This is a genomic window from Paracoccus sp. P2 (assembly GCF_046335115.1).
Classification (GTDB): Bacteria; Pseudomonadota; Alphaproteobacteria; order Rhodobacterales; family Rhodobacteraceae; genus Paracoccus; species Paracoccus pantotrophus.
In genome coordinates this window covers 12356-28376 of sequence record NZ_JBGOSN010000021.1, presented here as the reverse complement: position 1 = coordinate 28376, position 16021 = coordinate 12356, and the positions used below count along the sequence as shown (strand labels likewise).

Annotated in this window: 17 protein-coding genes; 6 read left to right on the top strand and 11 right to left on the bottom strand. The window is 70.4% G+C overall.

Annotated elements, in window-relative coordinates:
- The first annotated feature begins 118 nt into the window (after positions 1–118).
- From ACDP63_RS14350 to ACDP63_RS14340, 3 genes are all read left to right on the top strand, one after another.
- Positions 119–481 carry a SoxS protein gene (locus ACDP63_RS14350; protein WP_024844255.1) on the top strand — a complete coding sequence of 121 codons (363 nt, stop codon included), beginning with the start codon at positions 119–121 and terminating at the stop codon, positions 479–481.
- Positions 482–556: 75 nt separating this feature from the next.
- Positions 557–1849 (top strand): serine--tRNA ligase, encoded by a 1293-nt coding sequence (gene serS, locus ACDP63_RS14345; RefSeq protein WP_024844254.1) that lies wholly within the window; start codon positions 557–559, stop codon positions 1847–1849.
- A 56-nt stretch (positions 1850–1905) separates the two neighbouring features.
- Complete coding sequence (locus tag ACDP63_RS14340; protein ID WP_024844253.1) at positions 1906–2766, top strand: hypothetical protein; 861 nt, start codon at positions 1906–1908, stop codon at positions 2764–2766.
- Between the two features lie 21 nt (positions 2767–2787).
- Here ACDP63_RS14340 and der read toward each other — a convergent pair whose 3' ends face one another.
- From der to ACDP63_RS14295, 9 genes are all read right to left on the bottom strand, one after another.
- The gene (gene der, locus ACDP63_RS14335) at positions 2788–4254 is read right to left on the bottom strand and encodes a ribosome biogenesis GTPase Der (RefSeq protein WP_024844252.1); all 1467 of its coding nucleotides are present in this window, start codon (positions 4252–4254) and stop codon (positions 2788–2790) included.
- Positions 4251–5573, bottom strand: a complete 1323-nt coding sequence (locus tag ACDP63_RS14330) for a PQQ-binding-like beta-propeller repeat protein (protein WP_024844251.1) — start codon at positions 5571–5573, stop codon at positions 4251–4253. Before ACDP63_RS14330 ends, der begins: the two co-directional genes overlap by 4 nt.
- An 83-nt stretch (positions 5574–5656) precedes the next feature.
- On the bottom strand, positions 5657–6352 hold the full coding sequence (locus ACDP63_RS14325; RefSeq protein WP_024844250.1) for a hypothetical protein: 696 nt from the start codon (positions 6350–6352) through the stop codon (positions 5657–5659).
- Between the two features lie 41 nt (positions 6353–6393).
- Positions 6394–7305 (bottom strand): EamA family transporter RarD, encoded by a 912-nt coding sequence (gene rarD, locus ACDP63_RS14320; RefSeq protein ID WP_024844249.1) that lies wholly within the window; start codon positions 7303–7305, stop codon positions 6394–6396.
- A gap of 319 nt (positions 7306–7624) precedes the next feature.
- Positions 7625–7780, bottom strand: a complete 156-nt coding sequence (locus ACDP63_RS14315) for a Trm112 family protein (RefSeq protein WP_114669431.1) — start codon at positions 7778–7780, stop codon at positions 7625–7627.
- Between the two features lie 35 nt (positions 7781–7815).
- Complete coding sequence (locus tag ACDP63_RS14310; protein WP_024844247.1) at positions 7816–8454, bottom strand: LON peptidase substrate-binding domain-containing protein; 639 nt, start codon at positions 8452–8454, stop codon at positions 7816–7818.
- Position 8455: 1 nt separating this feature from the next.
- Complete coding sequence (gene trxA / locus ACDP63_RS14305; protein WP_024844246.1) at positions 8456–9367, bottom strand: thioredoxin; 912 nt, start codon at positions 9365–9367, stop codon at positions 8456–8458.
- A gap of 108 nt (positions 9368–9475) precedes the next feature.
- Positions 9476–10261 carry an exodeoxyribonuclease III gene (locus ACDP63_RS14300; RefSeq protein ID WP_024844245.1) on the bottom strand — a complete coding sequence of 262 codons (786 nt, stop codon included), beginning with the start codon at positions 10259–10261 and terminating at the stop codon, positions 9476–9478.
- A 328-nt stretch (positions 10262–10589) separates the two neighbouring features.
- Complete coding sequence (locus tag ACDP63_RS14295) at positions 10590–11276, bottom strand: response regulator transcription factor (RefSeq protein ID WP_024844244.1); 687 nt, start codon at positions 11274–11276, stop codon at positions 10590–10592.
- Positions 11277–11409: 133 nt separating this feature from the next.
- On the opposite strand from ACDP63_RS14295, the gene ribA reads away from it, so the two are divergent.
- Both ribA and ACDP63_RS14285 read left to right on the top strand, forming a co-directional pair.
- Positions 11410–12471 carry a GTP cyclohydrolase II gene (gene ribA / locus ACDP63_RS14290; protein ID WP_024844243.1) on the top strand — a complete coding sequence of 354 codons (1062 nt, stop codon included), beginning with the start codon at positions 11410–11412 and terminating at the stop codon, positions 12469–12471.
- Positions 12472–12488: 17 nt separating this feature from the next.
- Complete coding sequence (locus tag ACDP63_RS14285; protein ID WP_177209326.1) at positions 12489–13004, top strand: L,D-transpeptidase; 516 nt, start codon at positions 12489–12491, stop codon at positions 13002–13004.
- 3 nt (positions 13005–13007) lie between these two features.
- Here ACDP63_RS14285 and ACDP63_RS14280 read toward each other — a convergent pair whose 3' ends face one another.
- Both ACDP63_RS14280 and ACDP63_RS14275 read right to left on the bottom strand, forming a co-directional pair.
- The gene (locus tag ACDP63_RS14280) at positions 13008–13757 is read right to left on the bottom strand and encodes an SDR family NAD(P)-dependent oxidoreductase (RefSeq protein WP_028710306.1); all 750 of its coding nucleotides are present in this window, start codon (positions 13755–13757) and stop codon (positions 13008–13010) included.
- Positions 13758–13854: 97 nt separating this feature from the next.
- Positions 13855–15048 (bottom strand): class I SAM-dependent RNA methyltransferase, encoded by a 1194-nt coding sequence (locus tag ACDP63_RS14275; RefSeq protein ID WP_231486702.1) that lies wholly within the window; start codon positions 15046–15048, stop codon positions 13855–13857.
- Between the two features lie 165 nt (positions 15049–15213).
- On the opposite strand from ACDP63_RS14275, the gene ACDP63_RS14270 reads away from it, so the two are divergent.
- Complete coding sequence (locus ACDP63_RS14270) at positions 15214–16008, top strand: VOC family protein (RefSeq protein ID WP_024844239.1); 795 nt, start codon at positions 15214–15216, stop codon at positions 16006–16008.
- Positions 16009–16021 lie beyond the last annotated feature (13 nt).

Sequence of the window (16021 nt, the reverse complement as noted above, 5' to 3'; positions counted from 1 at the left end):
CGGGGGCCGACTCCCCCCCCACCCCCGTGGATATTTCCACAAGGAAGACATGTAAACGCCGGGCCGTTGTGGCGGAAGCGCGCGGGGGGTAAGTCTGGCGCGGGAAACGGAGCGGGCAATGCTGACACGGCGGGCGATTCTGGCCGGGATGGCGGCGATGGCGATGGCGGCGGGGCCGGTGGCGGCGGCCGCCGGGTTGCAGTTGCTGATGGTGCGGCGCCGGGGCTGCGTCTATTGCGCGCAATGGGATCGCGAGATCGCCCCGGTCTATGGGCGGCATACCGAGGGGCGGGCGGCGCCGCTGCTGCTGGTCGATCGGGACGGGCCCTGGCCCGACGGGCTGGTGCTGGCGCGGCGGCCCTGGCTGACGCCCACCTTCATCCTGCTGCAAGGCGGCGTCGAACAGGTGCGCGTCGAGGGCTATCCGGGGCGGGAGCGGTTTTTCGAGGTCTTGCGCGACATGCTGGCCCAGGCGGGCTGAGAGGGCGGGCTGAGGCTTTCGCCTTCAGCCGCTTTGGGTTATCCGGTTTCGCGTAACCTGCCAGAGGAATGGGCCATGCACGACATCCGCGCCATCCGCGAAAACCCCGCCGCTTTCGACGCAGCACTTGGCTTGCGCAACATGGCCCCGGTTTCGTCCGAGATCCTGTCGCTGGATGCCGACCGCCGTGCCCGCATCGCTGCCGCCGAGGCCGCGCAGGCCGAGCAGAACCGGGCCAGCAAGGAGGCCGGCGCCGCCAGGGGCCGCGGCGACGAGGCCGAGTTCCAGCGGCTGCGCGCCCTGGTCACCGCCAAGAAGGACGAGACCGCCCGGCTGCAGGCCGAGGCCGCGGCGCTGGACGCCAAGCTGCGCGAGTTGCTGCTGACCGTTCCGAACCTGCCCCTGGACAGCGTGCCGCCGGGCGAGGACGAGGGCGACAATGTCGAGATCCGGCGCTGGGGCGAGCCGCGCGCCTTCGACTTCGCCCCGCGCGAGCATTTCGAGGTCGAGGGCGTCCGGCCCGGCATGGATTTCGAGACCGCCGCGAAGCTGGCCGGCTCGCGATTCGTGGTGCTGAAGGGCGGCGTCGCCCGCATCCACCGCGCGCTGGCGCAGTTCATGCTGGACCTGCATGTCGGCGAGCATGGGCTGGAGGAGACCTGGGCGCCGGTCCTCGTGCTTTCGGAGATGATGGAGGGCACCGGGCAATTGCCGAAATTCGGCCAGGACAGCTATCAGACCCGCGAGGGCTGGTGGCTGATCCCGACATCCGAGGTCACGCTGACCAATACCGTGAACGGCGATCTGGTCGATCACGCCAGCCTGCCGCGGCGCCTGGTGGCGCATAGCCAGTGCTTCCGTTCGGAAGCCGGCAGCGCCGGGCGCGACACCGCGGGGATGCTGCGCCAGCACCAGTTCGAGAAGGTCGAGATGGTCTCGATCACCGATGCGGAATCGGGGGTGGCGGAACATGCCCGCATGACCCGCTGCGCCGAGACGGTGCTGGAACGGCTGGGCCTGCCCTATCGCACCATCGTTCTGTGCGGCGGCGACATGGGCTTCGGCGCCCGCATCACCCATGACCTCGAAGTCTGGCTGCCCGGGCAGGGCCGGTATCGCGAGATCTCCTCGGTCAGCTATTGCGGCGATTTCCAGGCCCGGCGGATGAATGCGCGCTATCGCCCGGCCGGCGGCGGAAAGCCCGAGTTCGTCCATACGCTGAACGGCTCGGGCCTGGCGGTGGGGCGCACGCTGATCGCGGTGCTGGAGAACGGCCAGCAGGCCGATGGCTCGGTCGTCCTGCCCGAGGCGCTGCATCCCTATCTGGGCGGCAAGACGCGGCTGGGCGCCGACGGCGTGCTGGCGTGAGCTGACAAAAGCCGGATCGCGCGAAACCCGCTGCGAGCGGGCGGCGTTTCCTGCCCATGTCTCGCGCGGGTGCCCTGTTGCTGATCCTGGCGGTGCTGGTCTTCATTGCCAGCACGCTGCTGCATGCGGTCCAGCCCGGCCCGCCGACACCGCCCCTGGCGGTTGAGGGCTACGGCCTGTCGCCCTGGCAGGGCCTGGGCGATCTTCCCGCGCCCTCGGTCGATCTGTCGGCGCTGTTCCTGCGGCCTCGGGGGCCGGGGATGGCCGGGTTGCTGGGCATGGCCTGGCTGGCGCTGGCCTATCACGCCGGGCGGCGCTGGTTCGAGCTGCGGCGGATGCGCCTGGCGCAGGCGGCGGCGCCCGAGGAGGGGCGCGCGCTGCCGCCGCAAAGCCTGGGCCCGCCGACCGCCGGCCACCTGCTGCGGCTGCACCGCCATGACGACAGCCTGGCCGAACATGCGCCGCTGATCGTCGGGCTGCTGGCCGGTGCGGTCTGGCCCTGGCTGCTGCGCGGCCATCCCGTCGTCGCCTTCCTGCTGTCGGCGGCCATGCTGGCGGGCTTCCTGGCGGCGGCGCTGCGGGGGGTCCGTATCGGCAGCCTGGTGCAGCGCAGCTCGGCGCTGGGCTTCGTGGCGGGCTGGGGGCTGCTGGTCAGCTTTGCCGTCTTCACCGGGCTGCTGCGCGACCGGCTGGGCGTGCCGCAGGAGGTGGCGGCGGTGGTCGCGCTGCTGATCGGCTCGGTCGCCGCCGTCAGCGTGCAGCTGCGGCTGGGGCGGCGGATCGGCTTCAGCGTGGCGCTGATCTGGGGGCTGATCGGCATCGCCGCGGCCACCGTCGCCAGCGCCGCGGCCATCGCCACCATGACCGTCATTGCCATCGCCATCATCGCCGTGGCGCTGGTGCGGGTGATGACCTAGGCGGTTCCCGGTCCCGCCCGCCTAGCTGCCCTTGGGCCTTTGCCGCTGCCTGTGCTTGGAGAGCGCGCCGGACTGGCTGATCTTGCCGGCCTTGTCCTTATAGGGGTTCTTGGTGCCCTGGTCGCGGAAGGTCAGCCGGATCGGCGTGCCGGGCATGTCGAAATCGGCCCGCAGCCCGTTGACGAGATAGCGCGCATAGCTGTCGGGCAGCTTGTCGGTATGGGTCGCCATGACCACGAAGGCCGGCGGCCGGGTCTTGACCTGGGTGATATAGCGCAGGCGGATGCGGCGGCCGCCGGGCGCGGGCGGCGGATGCGCCTCGGTCATGGCGGAAAGCCATTGGTTCAGCCGGGCGGTGGGGATGCGGCGGTTCCAGACCTCATGCGCCTTGAGGATGGCGTTGTGCAGCCGGTCCAGCCCCTTGCCGGTGCGGGCCGAGACCGTGACCAGCGGCGCGCCCTTCAGCTGCGGCAGGAGCCGCTCGAAGGCCTCGCGCAATTCCTTGAGCTTCTCGGGCTTGTCCTCTTCCAGATCCCATTTGTTCGCCGCGACGACCACGGCGCGGCCCTCGGTCTCGGCGAAATCGGCGATGCGCAGGTCTTGCTGCTCGAAGGGGATGCCCACGTCCAGAAGCACCACCACCACCTCGGCAAAGCGCACGGCGCGCAGCCCGTCGGCGACGGAAAGCTTTTCCACCTTGTCGGTGACGCGCGCCTTCTTGCGCATGCCCGCGGTGTCGAAGATGCGCACCGGCGTGCCCATGAAATTCGTGCTGACGCTGATCGAATCGCGGGTGATGCCGGCCTCGGGTCCGGTCAGCAGCCGATCCTCGCCCAGGATCTTGTTGATGAGCGTCGATTTCCCGGCATTGGGCCGGCCGATCACCGCGACCTGCAAGGGCCGGGCGGCCGAGGGGCGCCAGTCTTCGTCCTCCTCGCCATCCTCGACGGCGACATCGGTTTCGGGCGCCTGCTGGACGTTCTGCGCCTCGAACTCTTCGGCCAGCGGCACCAGCGTCCGATAGAGGTCGTCCATGCCCTCGCCATGCTCGGCCGAGATGCGCAGGGGCTCGCCCAGGCCAAGCGCATAGGCTTCCATCGCGCCCGCCTCGCCGGCGCGGCCCTCGGCCTTGTTGGCGGCCAGGATCACGTGTTTCGCCCGCTTGCGCAGGATGTCGGCGAAATATTCGTCGGCCGCCGTCACGCCCACGCGGGCGTCGATCACGAACAGGCAGACATCGGCCTCGTCCACCGCGCGCTCGGTCAGGCGGCGCATGCGGCCTTGCAGGCTGTCGTCCTCGGCAATCTCCAGCCCGGCCGAATCGACAACGATGAAGCGCAGGTCGCCCAGCCGCCCCGCGCCCTCGCGCAGGTCGCGGGTCACGCCGGGCTGGTCATCGACCAGGGCCAGGCGCTTGCCGACAAGGCGGTTGAACAGCGTGGACTTGCCGACATTGGGGCGCCCGACAATGGCGAGGGTAAAGCTCATCTGTATGCGATCAACTGGCCGTCATGGGTGACGACGTAAAGGGTCTGGCCCGCGACGGCCGGGCCTGCCGCGGCGCCGCCGGGGATCTGGGCGGTGCCGATCAGCGCGCCCGAGGCGGGATCGAAGACGCGCAGATAGCCGTCCGACGAGGCGAGGTAAAGCTTGGATCCCGCCAGCACCGGGCCGTAATGGTTCCAGACCCGGTCCTGCTTGCGGATGACCTGTTCGGTGAAATAGGGCAGTTTCTGCGCCCAGACCCGGCCGCCATTGGCCGCGTCCAGCCGGATCAGCTGCGCCTGGTCGTTGACCAGGAAGACCGAGTTGCCGGCGGCCAGCACCGGGCTGGCCGCGCCCTCGCGCGCGTGCCATTTCATCGTGCCGGTGGTCATGTCATAGGCGCCGACGCCGCCGGCGCTGGTGCCGGCATAAAGCGTATTGCCCAGGATGACCGGGTCGCCGGTCATGTCGCGGAAATAGCTGACCGCGCGGCCCAGCCGGGTGCCGCCGACATTGGCGACCCAAAGCTGGCTGCCGTCGCCGGCATCGACGCCCGCCAGCGCGCCGGTGTTCGACGGAAAGACCACCGTGCCGCCCGAGACCGCGGGCGAGGGGGCGCCCATCACCCCGGCCATGTCCTTGTTGCCGAAGCTGCGCCACAGCACCTTGCCGTCATTGGCGCGCACCGCCCAGCCGGTCTGTTCGCGGTCCACCACATAGACCACGCCATTCGCGACCGTGGGCGCGCCGCCGATGGTCGAGCCGACCTTCTGCCGCCAGGCGACGCCGCCGGTGCGGGCATCCAGCGCCACCAGCTCGCCATAGCCGGTCGAGGCGAAGACGCGGTTGCCCTCGAAGGCCAGCCCGCCGCCCGAGACGCTGCGGCCGCTTTCGCCGGCCGGGCGCAGGTCCACGCTCCAGACCCGGCCGCCGCCGGTGGTGGTGGCGGTGACGGTGGACTGGCTGTCCAGGGCAAAGACCAGCCCGCCCGCGACCACCGGGTCGGCGGTGATGCGGTGGCGCTTGTCCGAGGCCGCGCCGATGGGTACGGCCCAGATCCGCTGCGTGCCGGCGCCAAGCGCCGCATTGCCCGGCGCATGGGCGGCGTTGCCGGCGCGCTGCGGCCAGTCGGCATTGGCGCGCACCGCCGGCAGAGACAGCGCGGCGGTGGTCGGCGCCTGCGCGCCCTCGGCCACGGGGCTGTCGGGGGACAGCACGGCGCGCGGGTCCAGGCGTTCGCCGGGCAGGATGGTGTCGCGCTCGGCGCAAGCCGAAAGGGCGGTCAGGCCAGCCAGAGCGGCGATCAGGGACAGCCTCGTCATCGCTTTCTCCTCTATCCGGGCCGGGGGTGACATCTGGGGTCGGCCGCGGGCGCGTTGGTTCGGTTTGCCGGCGGGACCGGCCATCAGTTCGCGGCGGGCGCCGGCATGGCCTGGGGCAGGGGCCCTTCGCTGTGGTCGGGCTCGACCCCCAGGGTGATCATCATCTCGGACAGGCGGCGGCGCAAGGGTTCGGACAGCCCGTCCTTTTGCTGGATCTGGCCGATCAGCATCACCGCGTCCTCGGTGCGGCCGGCGCCGATCAGCGCCACCGCCTTTTGCTCCAGCGCCAGCAGTTCGAAGGGCGCGCCGGGCTTGGAGAGATCGGCCAGCAACTGGTCGCGTTCTGCCGCATCCATGGCCGCGCCCGCCACCATCACCGCCTTGAGCAGCGCCAGGTCGCGCAGCACGGCGTCGTTGCGCAGGCCCGCCGCGGCGGCCTTCAGCCGCTCGGCGGCCTTTTGCGGCAGGCCGGCCTCGGCCTCGGCGCCGGCGGCCAGCATCTCGGCCAGCAGCTTGCGGCCGGCCGAGCCGGCGGGATCGACGGCGGAAAGCGCGGTGATGGGATCCTGGCCCTGGCGGGCGGCCAGGACGGCATCGCCCCAGGCCCGGGCCCGGCTTTCCGCCTGGCTGCTGGCATATTCCCGCCAGGCGGCGCCGCCGACGATGCCCAGGATCACCAGGAGCGCGATCCAACCGTAGCGGCGGAACAGGCCGAACAGCCGGTCGCGGCGCAGATCCTCGGTGACCTCGTCGATGAAGCTGTCGTTCTGATTGGCCATGTCGCCCCCGGATGTTCTTTCGCGCTGTTCTATACGCGGTTTCACCCGTTTGCCAATGGCGGGGCGTGGCGGGACTGGCGCAGGGCCGAGACGGAATAGATCGCCAGCGCCGCCCAGATCATCGCAAAGGCGATCATGTGCCAGCCGGTGAAGGATTCGCCGAACAGCAGCACGGCGCAGAGGAATTGCAGCGTCGGGTTCAGGTAGAACATCAATCCCAGCGTGGCCATGCCGACCCGCCGCGCCGCATAGCTGAACAGGATCAGCGGCACCGCCGTCACCGCGCCCGAGGCGATCAGCAGCAGCGTGTCGGGTAGATTCGCGCCGAAGCCCAGCGGCTGGGCCAGCGACGCCGGCATCACCCCAAGCGCCTGGGCAATGAGCCAGCCAAGCGCCAGCGGCGCCAGCAGCGCCACCTCGGCCGCGACGGAAAGCACCGGGCCCAGCGGCAGCGCCTTCTTGACCGCGCCGTAAAGGACGAAGGTCAGGGCCAGTCCCAGGCTGATCCAGGGGGCGACGCCCAGGCCCCAGGTCAGCAGCGCCACCGCCAGCGCCGCCAGCAGGACGGCCAGCGCCTGCAGGCGGGTCAGGCTTTCGCCGAAGACCAGCACGCCCATCACCACAGCGGCCAGGGGAAAGATGTAATAGCCCAGCGAGCTTTGCACCACATGGCCGGCCTGCACCGCCCAGATGAACATGCCCCAGTTGGTCGAGACGGTCAGCGCCGCGAAGGCGATCCGCCCCAGCTGCCGCCCGCCCAGGGCGGCGCGCAGCTGGCTCAGCCGGCCCTGGACGCCCAGGATGACCAGGAACAGCGCCAGCGACCAGATGGTGCGATGCGCCAGCACCTCGACGGTCGGCACGCCGGCCAGCGCGCGATAATAGATCGGCGACAGGCCCCAGGTCACGCAGACCGCGATCATCGCCCAGAAACCCTTGGTCCATTCGCTCATGCGCGATTCCTTTCGTCCCGCCAGCCATGCGTCCGATTCGCGGCAAGGGCAAGGCCGGTCCCGCGCGATGCGGCCAGGGCCGGCCGCGCCGATGGGCAAGAGGCCGGCTGCGCAGGCTTCCGGCCGGGCCTTGGCCGGGCGGCGACCGACGCCGCGGATGGGCAAGGGTGCGCGGGGTCGGTTCCCCCGGTTTCCCGCCGGGCCTTGGTCCCGCAAGGCCACGCGGCCTTCGCCGGGCGCGAGGGAGGGGGGGCGGAGGCCCGGCCCACGGTTGCGGGGCCCAGGGGCCATGCAGCCCGCCGGCTGCGCGGGCTTTTCCTCAGGCGCGGATCTGGCGCGCCTCGTTCAGCAGCATGATCGGAATGCCGCCCCGGATCGGAAAGGCCAGCCCGGCCGCTTCCGAGACCAGCTCCTGCGCCTGCGCGTCGTAACGCAGCGTCGCATGCGTCACCGGGCAGACCAGCGCCTCGAGCATGTGGCGGTCGTAGCCGCGTTCGGCGGTGTCTTCGGTCACTGGATCGTCTCCTCGTTGTCGCCGCCGTGCAGGGCGTATTCCAGCAGCCCCTCCAGCAGTTCGCGGCGGTCGGCAAGCGCCGGCGCCTCCAGCAGGGCCTGCTTTTCCTCGGGGGCAAAGGGCAGCAGCATCGACAGCGAATTGACCAGCGTCTCCGCCTCCGATGCCTCGGCCGCATCCCAGTCGGTGGACAGGCCGCGCTGCTCCATGTAGCGGCCCAACCGCGCCATGAAGCCCTTGCGGTCGAAGCGCGGGTCTTCCTCGGGCTGGGCGGCCAGGTCGCCCTCATAGCCCGACCAGTCCACCTGGCCGCGCAGATAGGGCGTGAAGCCGGGCCGCACCTCGTTCAGCCGGAAGCGCGAACGCGCCCGGAGCGAGATCATCAGCCGCCCGTCGTCCAGCTCGGAAAAGGCCACGATCCGGCCCGCGCAGCCGACCGAGGCCAGCGAATCGAGCCCGCCTTCGGCCGGCTGGATCATGCCGATCAGCCGCGAGGGGGTCTTCAGCACGTCCTCGACCATCTGCAGATAGCGCGGCTCGAAGATCTGCAGGGGCAGGCGGGTGCGGGGCATCAGCACCGCGCCCGGCAGCGGGAACAGCGGGAGGGTCTCGGGCAGGTCGATGCCGCGCGACATGTCAGGCGAAGATCAGCGAGGACAGGCGGCGGCGTCCCTTCTGTGCCAGCGGATCGGTGGGCTTCATGGCATCGAAGATGGTCAGAAGCTGCGCCTTGGCTGCGCCCTCGTTCCAGTCGCGGTCGCGGCGGAAGGCCTCCAGAAGCTGCTCGATCGCCTCCTCGACCTCGCCCGCTGCATGCAGCGCGGCGGCATAGTCGAAGCGCGCCTGCTGGTCGGCGGGATCGGCCTCGACCTTCTGGCGCAGCTCGTCCAGGGGACCGGCGCTGGCGGCCTGCCGCGCCAGCTGCAATTGCGCGCGGGCCGCCTCGATGGGCGCGGCATTGGCGATGGCGGCGGGCACCTGCGCCAGCGCCTCCTCGGCCCGGTCGGCATGGCCCGCGGCCAGATGGGCGCGGATCAGCCCGCCCCAGGCGGCGGGGTTCTCGGGCTCCTCGCCCAGGATGGCCGCGAAGGTCTCGGCCGCATCCTCGGCCGCGCCCTCGGCAATCATCGCCTCGGCGGCATCCAGCGCCGCGGCCAGCCCGCCGTCATCGCCGCCCATGGTGGCCAGCTTCTCGACGAACTGCTTGATCTGGCTTTGCGGGATCGCGCCCTGGAAACCGTCGACCGGCTGGCCCTGGAAGAAGGCATAGACGGTCGGGATCGACTGCACGCGCATCTGGCCGGCGATCATCTGGTTCTCGTCCACATTGACCTTGGCCATGCGGACGCGGCCCTTGTGGCGGGCGACCTCGGCCTCCAGTTGCGGGCCCAGCGTCTTGCAGGGGCCGCACCAGGGCGCCCAGAAATCGACGATGACCGGCACCTGCATCGAGGCATCGACCACCTCGGCCATGAAGGTCGCCTCGGACACGTCCTTGATGAAATCGGCAGGGGCGGCATCTTTGGGGGCGGAGCCAAGCTCGAGCATCGGGTATCCTCATGCGAAAGGGTCGCCTCCTAGATGGCGCAGCCACCGGCCCGATGCAAGATTGGCCGGCCCCCGCGCATCCCTGCGGCCATGCGCCGCAGCGGAGGATCAGAGATCGAAGCTGGCCAGCACCGGCACGTGGTCGCTGGGCTGCTGCCAGCCGCGCAAGGGTCGCAGGATGCGGCTGTCATGCCCGGCATTGGCAATGTCGGGCGTGGCCCAGATATGGTCCAGCCGCCGGCCCTTGTCGGCGGCGTCCCAGTCCCGCGCCCGATAGCTCCACCAGCTGTAAAGCAGGCCCTGCGGGATGTCCTTGCGGGTGATGTCCACCCATTTGCCGGCATCCTGGGCGGCGCCCAGGTGCTCGACCTCGATCGGCGTGTGGCTGACGATCTTCAGCAATTGCTTGTGCGACCAGACGTCGTCCTCGCGCGGGGCGATGTTCAGGTCGCCCACCATGATCGAGCGTGCCGGCCGCTCGGCATGGAAGACGTCGCGCATCTCGGCCAGGAAATCCAGCTTCTGGCCGAACTTGACGTTCTGCTCGCGGTCGGGAATGTCGCCGCCGGCCGGGACATAGAAATTGTGGATGGTCACGCCGTTTTCCAGCCGCGCGGCGACGTGGCGGGCATGACCCAGCCCGGCATAGTCGCGGTCGCCCGCATCTTCGAGCGGCAGTTTCGACAGGATGGCGACGCCGTTGTAGCCCTTTTGCCCACGCGCGACGAAATGCTTGTAGCCAAGCGCCCGGAATGCCTCCAGCGGGATGTTCTCGACCGGGCTTTTCGTCTCTTGCAGGCAAAGGATGTCCGGCGCTTCCTCGGTCAGGAAGCGGGCGACCAACGTCTCGCGCAGGCGGACCGAGTTGATGTTCCAGGTGGCGATGGTGAACACGGGGGCAGGCTCCTTCTTCGTGCGCGACCCTAGGGGGCCGGGCGCGGCTTGTCCATCGCTGCCGGTCCGGGGGCTGTCTGCCCCCGGACCCCCGAGGATATTTCTCCAAGAAAGAACCGGAGAACCGCGGCCCCCGTGCCCGGTCTTCTTCCTTGGGGAAATATCCTCGGGGGGTGCGGGGGGCGAAGCGCCCCCGCGGGCGGCGAAAAAGGAAACCCGGCCGCCGGGCTGGGCCGGGGCCGGGTCGTCATGTGGCCGCATCCTCCGACCACCGGGCTTCGCAGGCCAAACCCGCAAGCCGCGCGCGGGTTCCGCCGCTGAACATTTATCAAGCCACCAGGCGATAGCCGCCCGATTCCGTGACCAGCAGCCGCGCGTTCGAGGGGTCGGGCTCGATCTTCTGGCGCAGGCGGTAGATATGCGTCTCCAGCGTATGCGTGGTCACGCCGGCATTGTAGCCCCAGACCTCGTGCAGCAGCACGTCGCGCGGCACCACCCCGTCCTGGGCGCGGTAGAGGAATTTCAGGATGTTGGTTTCCTTTTCCGTCAGGCGGATCTTACGGTCCTTCTGGTCGATCAGCATCTTCATCGCCGGCTTGAACGTATAGGGGCCAAGCTGGAAGATCGCGTCCTCGGACTGTTCGTGGGTGCGCAGCTGGGCGCGCAACCGCGCCAGCAGCACCGGGAACTTGAACGGCTTGGTGATATAGTCGTTCGCCCCGGAATCCAGGCCCAGGATGGTATCGGCATCGGTATCGTGGCCGGTCAGCATGACGATGGGGCATTTCACCCCCTGCTTGCGCAGCCGCTTGCACAGCTCGCGCCCGTCGGTATCGGGCAGGCCCACGTCCAGCACGACCAGGTCGAAGATGGCGCCCTTGGTCCTTTCGACCGCCTCGTGGCCCGAGCCGGCCTCGAACACCTCGAAATCCTCGGTGGCGACCAATTGCTCGGCCAGGGCCTCGCGCAGGTCTTCCTCGTCATCGACCAGCAGGATCTTTTTCAGTCCGGCCATTCTTGCCTCCTTTGGCGTTATGGCGGAAAACTGTGGCGCGGCGCGGCAGGCGTCCAGCGGTTTGCAGCAATTCTCACATGGAGTTGTCGGAAATCCGCCCTATGTTTCAGATTGTTTCAACCATGCTGGCCCGATGACCCTGATCCCGACCCTGACAGAGACCCTGTCGCGCGCCCGCGCCGACCTGCGCATCGGCCTGCCCGTGGTCATCGGCGGCCAGTTGGTCGCGGCGGTCGAGACGCTGCGGGCCGACCGGCTGGAGACGATGCGCGCCCTCGGCCCCGCCGTGCTGGCGATCACCGAGCCGCGGGCCGAGACGCTGAAGGTCCGGGTCTATGACCGCGACCTGGCGCGGATCGCGGTGCCGGGCGATGCGGACCTGGCCTGGTTGCGCGCGGTGGCCGATCCGGCGGGCGACCTGATGACGCCGATGAAGGGCCCCTTCCGCAGCCCGCGCGGCGGCGATGTCGATCCGCATCGCGCCGGGATCGCCCTGGCGAAATCGGCGCAGCTTCTGCCCGCCGTTCTGGTGGTGCCGCTGGCCGGGCCGGCCGAGGGGCTGACGCAGCTTTCGCCCGGCCCGGCGCTGGCGCAGATGGCGACCGAGGCCGCGATGGCCCCCGTCGCCGCCGCGCGCCTGCCGCTGCTGGCGGCCGAGAATTCCAAGCTGCACATCTTTCGCCCCGACAATGGCGAGGCCGAGCATTACGCGGTCGAGATCGGCGCCCCCTCGCGCGCGGCGCCGGTGCTGGCGCGGCTGCATTCGGCCTGTTTCACCGGCGATGTGCTGGGCAGCCTGAAATGCGATTGCGGCCCGCAGCTGCATGCCGCGCTGGCCGCCATGGGCCAGGCGGGCGAGGGCGTGCTGCTCTATCTGAACCAGGAGGGACGCGGCATCGGCCTGGCCAACAAGATGCGCGCCTATGCGCTGCAGAACCAGGGCTTCGACACGGTCGAGGCCAACCACCGGCTGGGCTTCGAGGACGACGAGCGCGATTTCCGCATCGGCGCCGGCATCCTGAAGAAGATGGGCTTCGAGGCGGTGCGGCTGATGACCAACAACCCCAAGAAGGTCGCGATGCTGGAGGGCCACGGCATCCGCGTGGCCGAGCGCGTGCCGCTGGTCACGCCCCGCAACCGCCACAATACCGGTTATCTGGACGTGAAGGCCGCAAAATCGGGCCATCTGCTGTGAGGTTGCTCTTGACCCCCATGGGGCTGCGGGCGGGATCGCGGCTCATTCCCTGCGCGGTCGGGCGCGGCGGCATCCGCAACGACAAGCGCGAAGGCGACGGGGCGACGCCCGTCGGCCGGCACCGCCTGGTCGGGCTGCTCTATCGTCCCGACCGGGTGCCGCGGCCGGCGGCCTGGGCGCGGCCGATCCTGCCGGGCGATTTGTGGTGCGACGCCTCGGGCCATCCGGCCTATAACCAGCCGGTCCGCGCGCCCTTCGCCGCCAGCCACGAGGCGATGCGGCGCGCCGATCCGCTTTACGATATCGTGCTGGTGACGGATTGGAACTACCCACAGGCCCGGCCCGGCGCGGGGTCCGCCATTTTCCTGCACCAATGGCGCCGGCCGGGCTTTCCGACCGCGGGCTGCATCGCCATGGCGCGGCGCGACCTGGCCTGGCTTGCCGCGGCCGTCTTGCCGGGCGATGTGCTGGAGATCCCTGCCCTGCCGCGCTGGCCGGCGCGCAAGCCCGCCAGCCGGCATGGCAAAGACTAGGCGTCAGAGCGCCGTATAGCCGCCGTCCACCAGGTGATAGCTGCCGGTGATGAAGCTGGCACGGTCGGACAGCAGGAAGGCGACGAGCCCCGCCACCTCCTCCGCCCGGCCCAGCCGGCCGATGGGATGGCGGGCGACCAGCGCCTGCTTGACCTCGGGGTCGAGCTGGTCGAGCAGCGGCGTGTCGATGAAGGCCGGGCCGACCGCGTTCACCCGGATGCCCTGCGCCGCATATTCCAGCGCCGCGTTCTTGGTCATGCCCACCACGGCATGCTTGGCCGAGACATAGGCCCCGGCGCCGTTGAACCCGACCGAGCCGAGGATCGAGGCCATGTTCACGATTGCCCCGCCGCCCGATTCCAGCATGGCCGGGATGCCGTAGCGCATGCCGTAGAAGACCGCGTTCAGGTTGATGTCGATCACCTTTTGCCAGCCGTCCAGCGGGTATTCCCCGACCGGCGCGCTGGGGCCGCCGATGCCGGCATTGTTCACCAGCAGGTGCAGCCCGCCCAGCCCCTTGGCGACCTCGACGGCCTTGCGCACCGCATCGGGGTCAGAGACGTCGCCCGCCACGGCCTCGGCCCGGCCGCCGGCCGCGACGATCCGCTCGGCGGTGGCGCGGGCGGTTTCCTCATGCAGGTCGGCAGCCACCACCGTGGCGCCCGAGGCGGCAAGCTCCAGCGCGATCGCCTCGCCCAGCCCCGAACCGGCGCCGGTGACAAGGGCGATCTGGTTGTCGAAACGAATATCCATGCGATTCTCCTGCGCGGTTTCGGGATAGCATATCATCCGCCGGGAGCCTGTCCCTGCGACCAACCGTATCAATGCGCACCGGCGGCCGGGGTTCCCCTTACAGCGGCCCGGTCTGCCACAGCCGGATCTTCAGCCCGCCATGGGCGACATAGGGGCCGGGTTCGCGAAACGGCAGGCCGGTCGCGCGGGCCAGCGGCGCCTCGCTGGTGACCAGGCCGACGCGCCAGCCGCGGAAGCGTTCGCGCAGCACCTCGCCCAGCGTCGCGTGCAGGCCGAAAAGCGGGCCCTTGTTGCCGATGCGCGCGCCATAGGGCGGGTTGACCATGACCAGCCCCGGCGGGCCTTCGGGGCGGAGGAGATCGCCGATGGCGCGGTTTTCGAAGCTGGTCCAGCGGTCCAGCCCGGCGCGGGCGGCGTTCTCGCGGCTCATGCGGATCGCGCCGGGGTCGCGGTCGCTGCCGTGGTAGCGGGGCTCGGCCGGCGCGTGCGGGGCAGGGGCGCCGCGCATCGCCTGCCAAGCCTGTGCGTCATGGCCCGGCAGGTGTTCAAAGGCGAAAGGCCGCATCCGGCCGGGGGCGAGGCCGGCCGCCATCTCGGCCGCCTCGATGACGAAGGTGCCCGAGCCGCACATCGGGTCCAGTACCGGCTCGGCCCCGTCGAAGCCGCATTGGCGCAGGAACATCGCCGCCATGGTCTCGCGCATCGGCGCCTTGCCCACCGCCTGCTTGTGGCCGCGCCGGTGCAGCGATTCGCCCGATGTGTCCAGGCTGATGGTGCAAAGGTCGTCCTCGATGCGGATCTTCAGCGTGACCGGCGCGTCCTCGGCCACGGGGGCGCCCAGGCTGTCGCGGATCGCGGCCTCGATGCGCTGGGTGATGGCGCCGGCGTGATAGATGCGGGACTTGCGGCTGCTGGCCTCGATGCGGATCGGCACGTCCGGGCGCAGCCAGTCGGCCCAGGGAAAGCGGCGCGCGCGCTTGTCGAGCTGCGCCGGATGCATGGCGCGAAAGGCGCCGATGCGCGCGAGGACGCGGGTCGCGCCGCGGATTTCCAGGTTCGCCCGCCAGACATCCGCCCAGCCGCCGGTGAACGTGACGCCGCCGGGCTGGACCTGGGCGTCCCAGCCGAGCAGGCGGGCCTCCGCTGCCAGCGGCTCTTCCAGTCCGGGGGTGGCGACCAGGAAGATCTCCATCCGCGCCGGATCGGCGGCCAGCCGCGCGGGTTCGGGCTGCGACCGGGTCGGGGCCGGTGGGGTCTTGGCGGGGCGTGTCTTGGGGGCGCGGGGCTTCATCGGGTTCCGGCTGACGAAAAGGCTCCGCATCATGCGCCGGGGCGCGGGCAAAGGCAATCCGCGCATATTGTCGCTGTCATGGCGTCAGTCTTCCCCGATTGGCGCCATTTCCAGCCATGCGCCCCGCGCCTATCGTGGCTGCAACAGGATATCAAGGAGAGCATGATGGCCACGAGCGACGCCCCCATCCAGATCGGCCGGGTGGCCCTGATCGTCAACGACCTGGACCGGGTCGGGGATTTCTACCGCTCGGTCATCGGGCTGGAGCGGATTTCCGGCAGCGGCGAGGAAACGGTGCTGGGTGCTGGCGGCAAGCCGTTGCTGGAGCTGCGCCGCGACCGGGCCGCCCGCCCGCGCCCGCAAGAGGCGGGGCTGTTCCATACCGCCTTCCTTCTGCCCGACCGCGCGGCGCTGGGGCGCTGGCTGCGCTTCGTCGCCGGGCGCGGGATCGGGCTCGACGGGGCCTCGGACCACCTGGTCAGCGAGGCGCTTTACCTGCGCGACCCCGAGGGCAACGGGATCGAGGTCTATGCCGACCGTCCGCGCAGCGCCTGGCGGCATGACGGCGCCGAGGTGCGGATGGATACCGTCGCGCTGGACCTGCCCGATCTGATGGCGGCGGGTGCGGGCGCCTGGACCGGCGCGCCCGAGGACAGCGTGGTGGGCCATGTCCATCTTCAGGTGGGCGATGTGGCCGCGGCCGAGGATTTCTGCATGAACCGGCTGGGCATGGTGCGCATGGCGCATCGCTTCGGTGCGAGTTTCTTTGCCACCGGCGGCTATCATCACCACTTGGCGGGCAATGTCTGGAACAGCCGCGGCGCCGGGCGGCGCAGCCCCGGCTCGGCCGGGCTGGCCGAGGTGGTGCTGGCCGCCGATCCGGATCGGTTGCAGGCGCTGGGGGTGGCGGAATTGCGCGATCCCTGGGGCACCGTCTTCCGCATCGAGCCCAAGGGGTGAGCGGGGCCGGGGG

Excerpts from the sequence above, each read along its gene's own strand:
- ACDP63_RS14310 (WP_024844247.1), bottom strand. The coding sequence starts at position 8,454 with ATGTCGCGCGGCATCGACCTGCCCGAGACCCTCCCGCTGTTCCCGCTG.
- ACDP63_RS14270 (WP_024844239.1), top strand. The coding sequence starts at position 15,214 with ATGGCCACGAGCGACGCCCCCATCCAGATCGGCCGGGTGGCCCTGATC.
- der (WP_024844252.1), bottom strand. The coding sequence starts at position 4,254 with ATGAGCTTTACCCTCGCCATTGTCGGGCGCCCCAATGTCGGCAAGTCC.
- ACDP63_RS14275 (WP_231486702.1), bottom strand. The coding sequence starts at position 15,048 with ATGAAGCCCCGCGCCCCCAAGACACGCCCCGCCAAGACCCCACCGGCC.
- ribA (WP_024844243.1), top strand. The coding sequence starts at position 11,410 with ATGACCCTGATCCCGACCCTGACAGAGACCCTGTCGCGCGCCCGCGCC.
- rarD (WP_024844249.1), bottom strand. The coding sequence starts at position 7,305 with ATGAGCGAATGGACCAAGGGTTTCTGGGCGATGATCGCGGTCTGCGTG.
- ACDP63_RS14330 (WP_024844251.1), bottom strand. The coding sequence starts at position 5,573 with ATGACGAGGCTGTCCCTGATCGCCGCTCTGGCTGGCCTGACCGCCCTT.
- ACDP63_RS14325 (WP_024844250.1), bottom strand. The coding sequence starts at position 6,352 with ATGGCCAATCAGAACGACAGCTTCATCGACGAGGTCACCGAGGATCTG.
- ACDP63_RS14285 (WP_177209326.1), top strand. The coding sequence starts at position 12,489 with ATGGGGCTGCGGGCGGGATCGCGGCTCATTCCCTGCGCGGTCGGGCGC.
- ACDP63_RS14280 (WP_028710306.1), bottom strand. The coding sequence starts at position 13,757 with ATGGATATTCGTTTCGACAACCAGATCGCCCTTGTCACCGGCGCCGGT.
- ACDP63_RS14295 (WP_024844244.1), bottom strand. The coding sequence starts at position 11,276 with ATGGCCGGACTGAAAAAGATCCTGCTGGTCGATGACGAGGAAGACCTG.
- serS (WP_024844254.1), top strand. The coding sequence starts at position 557 with ATGCACGACATCCGCGCCATCCGCGAAAACCCCGCCGCTTTCGACGCA.
- trxA (WP_024844246.1), bottom strand. The coding sequence starts at position 9,367 with ATGCTCGAGCTTGGCTCCGCCCCCAAAGATGCCGCCCCTGCCGATTTC.
- ACDP63_RS14350 (WP_024844255.1), top strand. The coding sequence starts at position 119 with ATGCTGACACGGCGGGCGATTCTGGCCGGGATGGCGGCGATGGCGATG.
- ACDP63_RS14340 (WP_024844253.1), top strand. The coding sequence starts at position 1,906 with ATGTCTCGCGCGGGTGCCCTGTTGCTGATCCTGGCGGTGCTGGTCTTC.
- ACDP63_RS14315 (WP_114669431.1), bottom strand. The coding sequence starts at position 7,780 with ATGCTCGAGGCGCTGGTCTGCCCGGTGACGCATGCGACGCTGCGTTAC.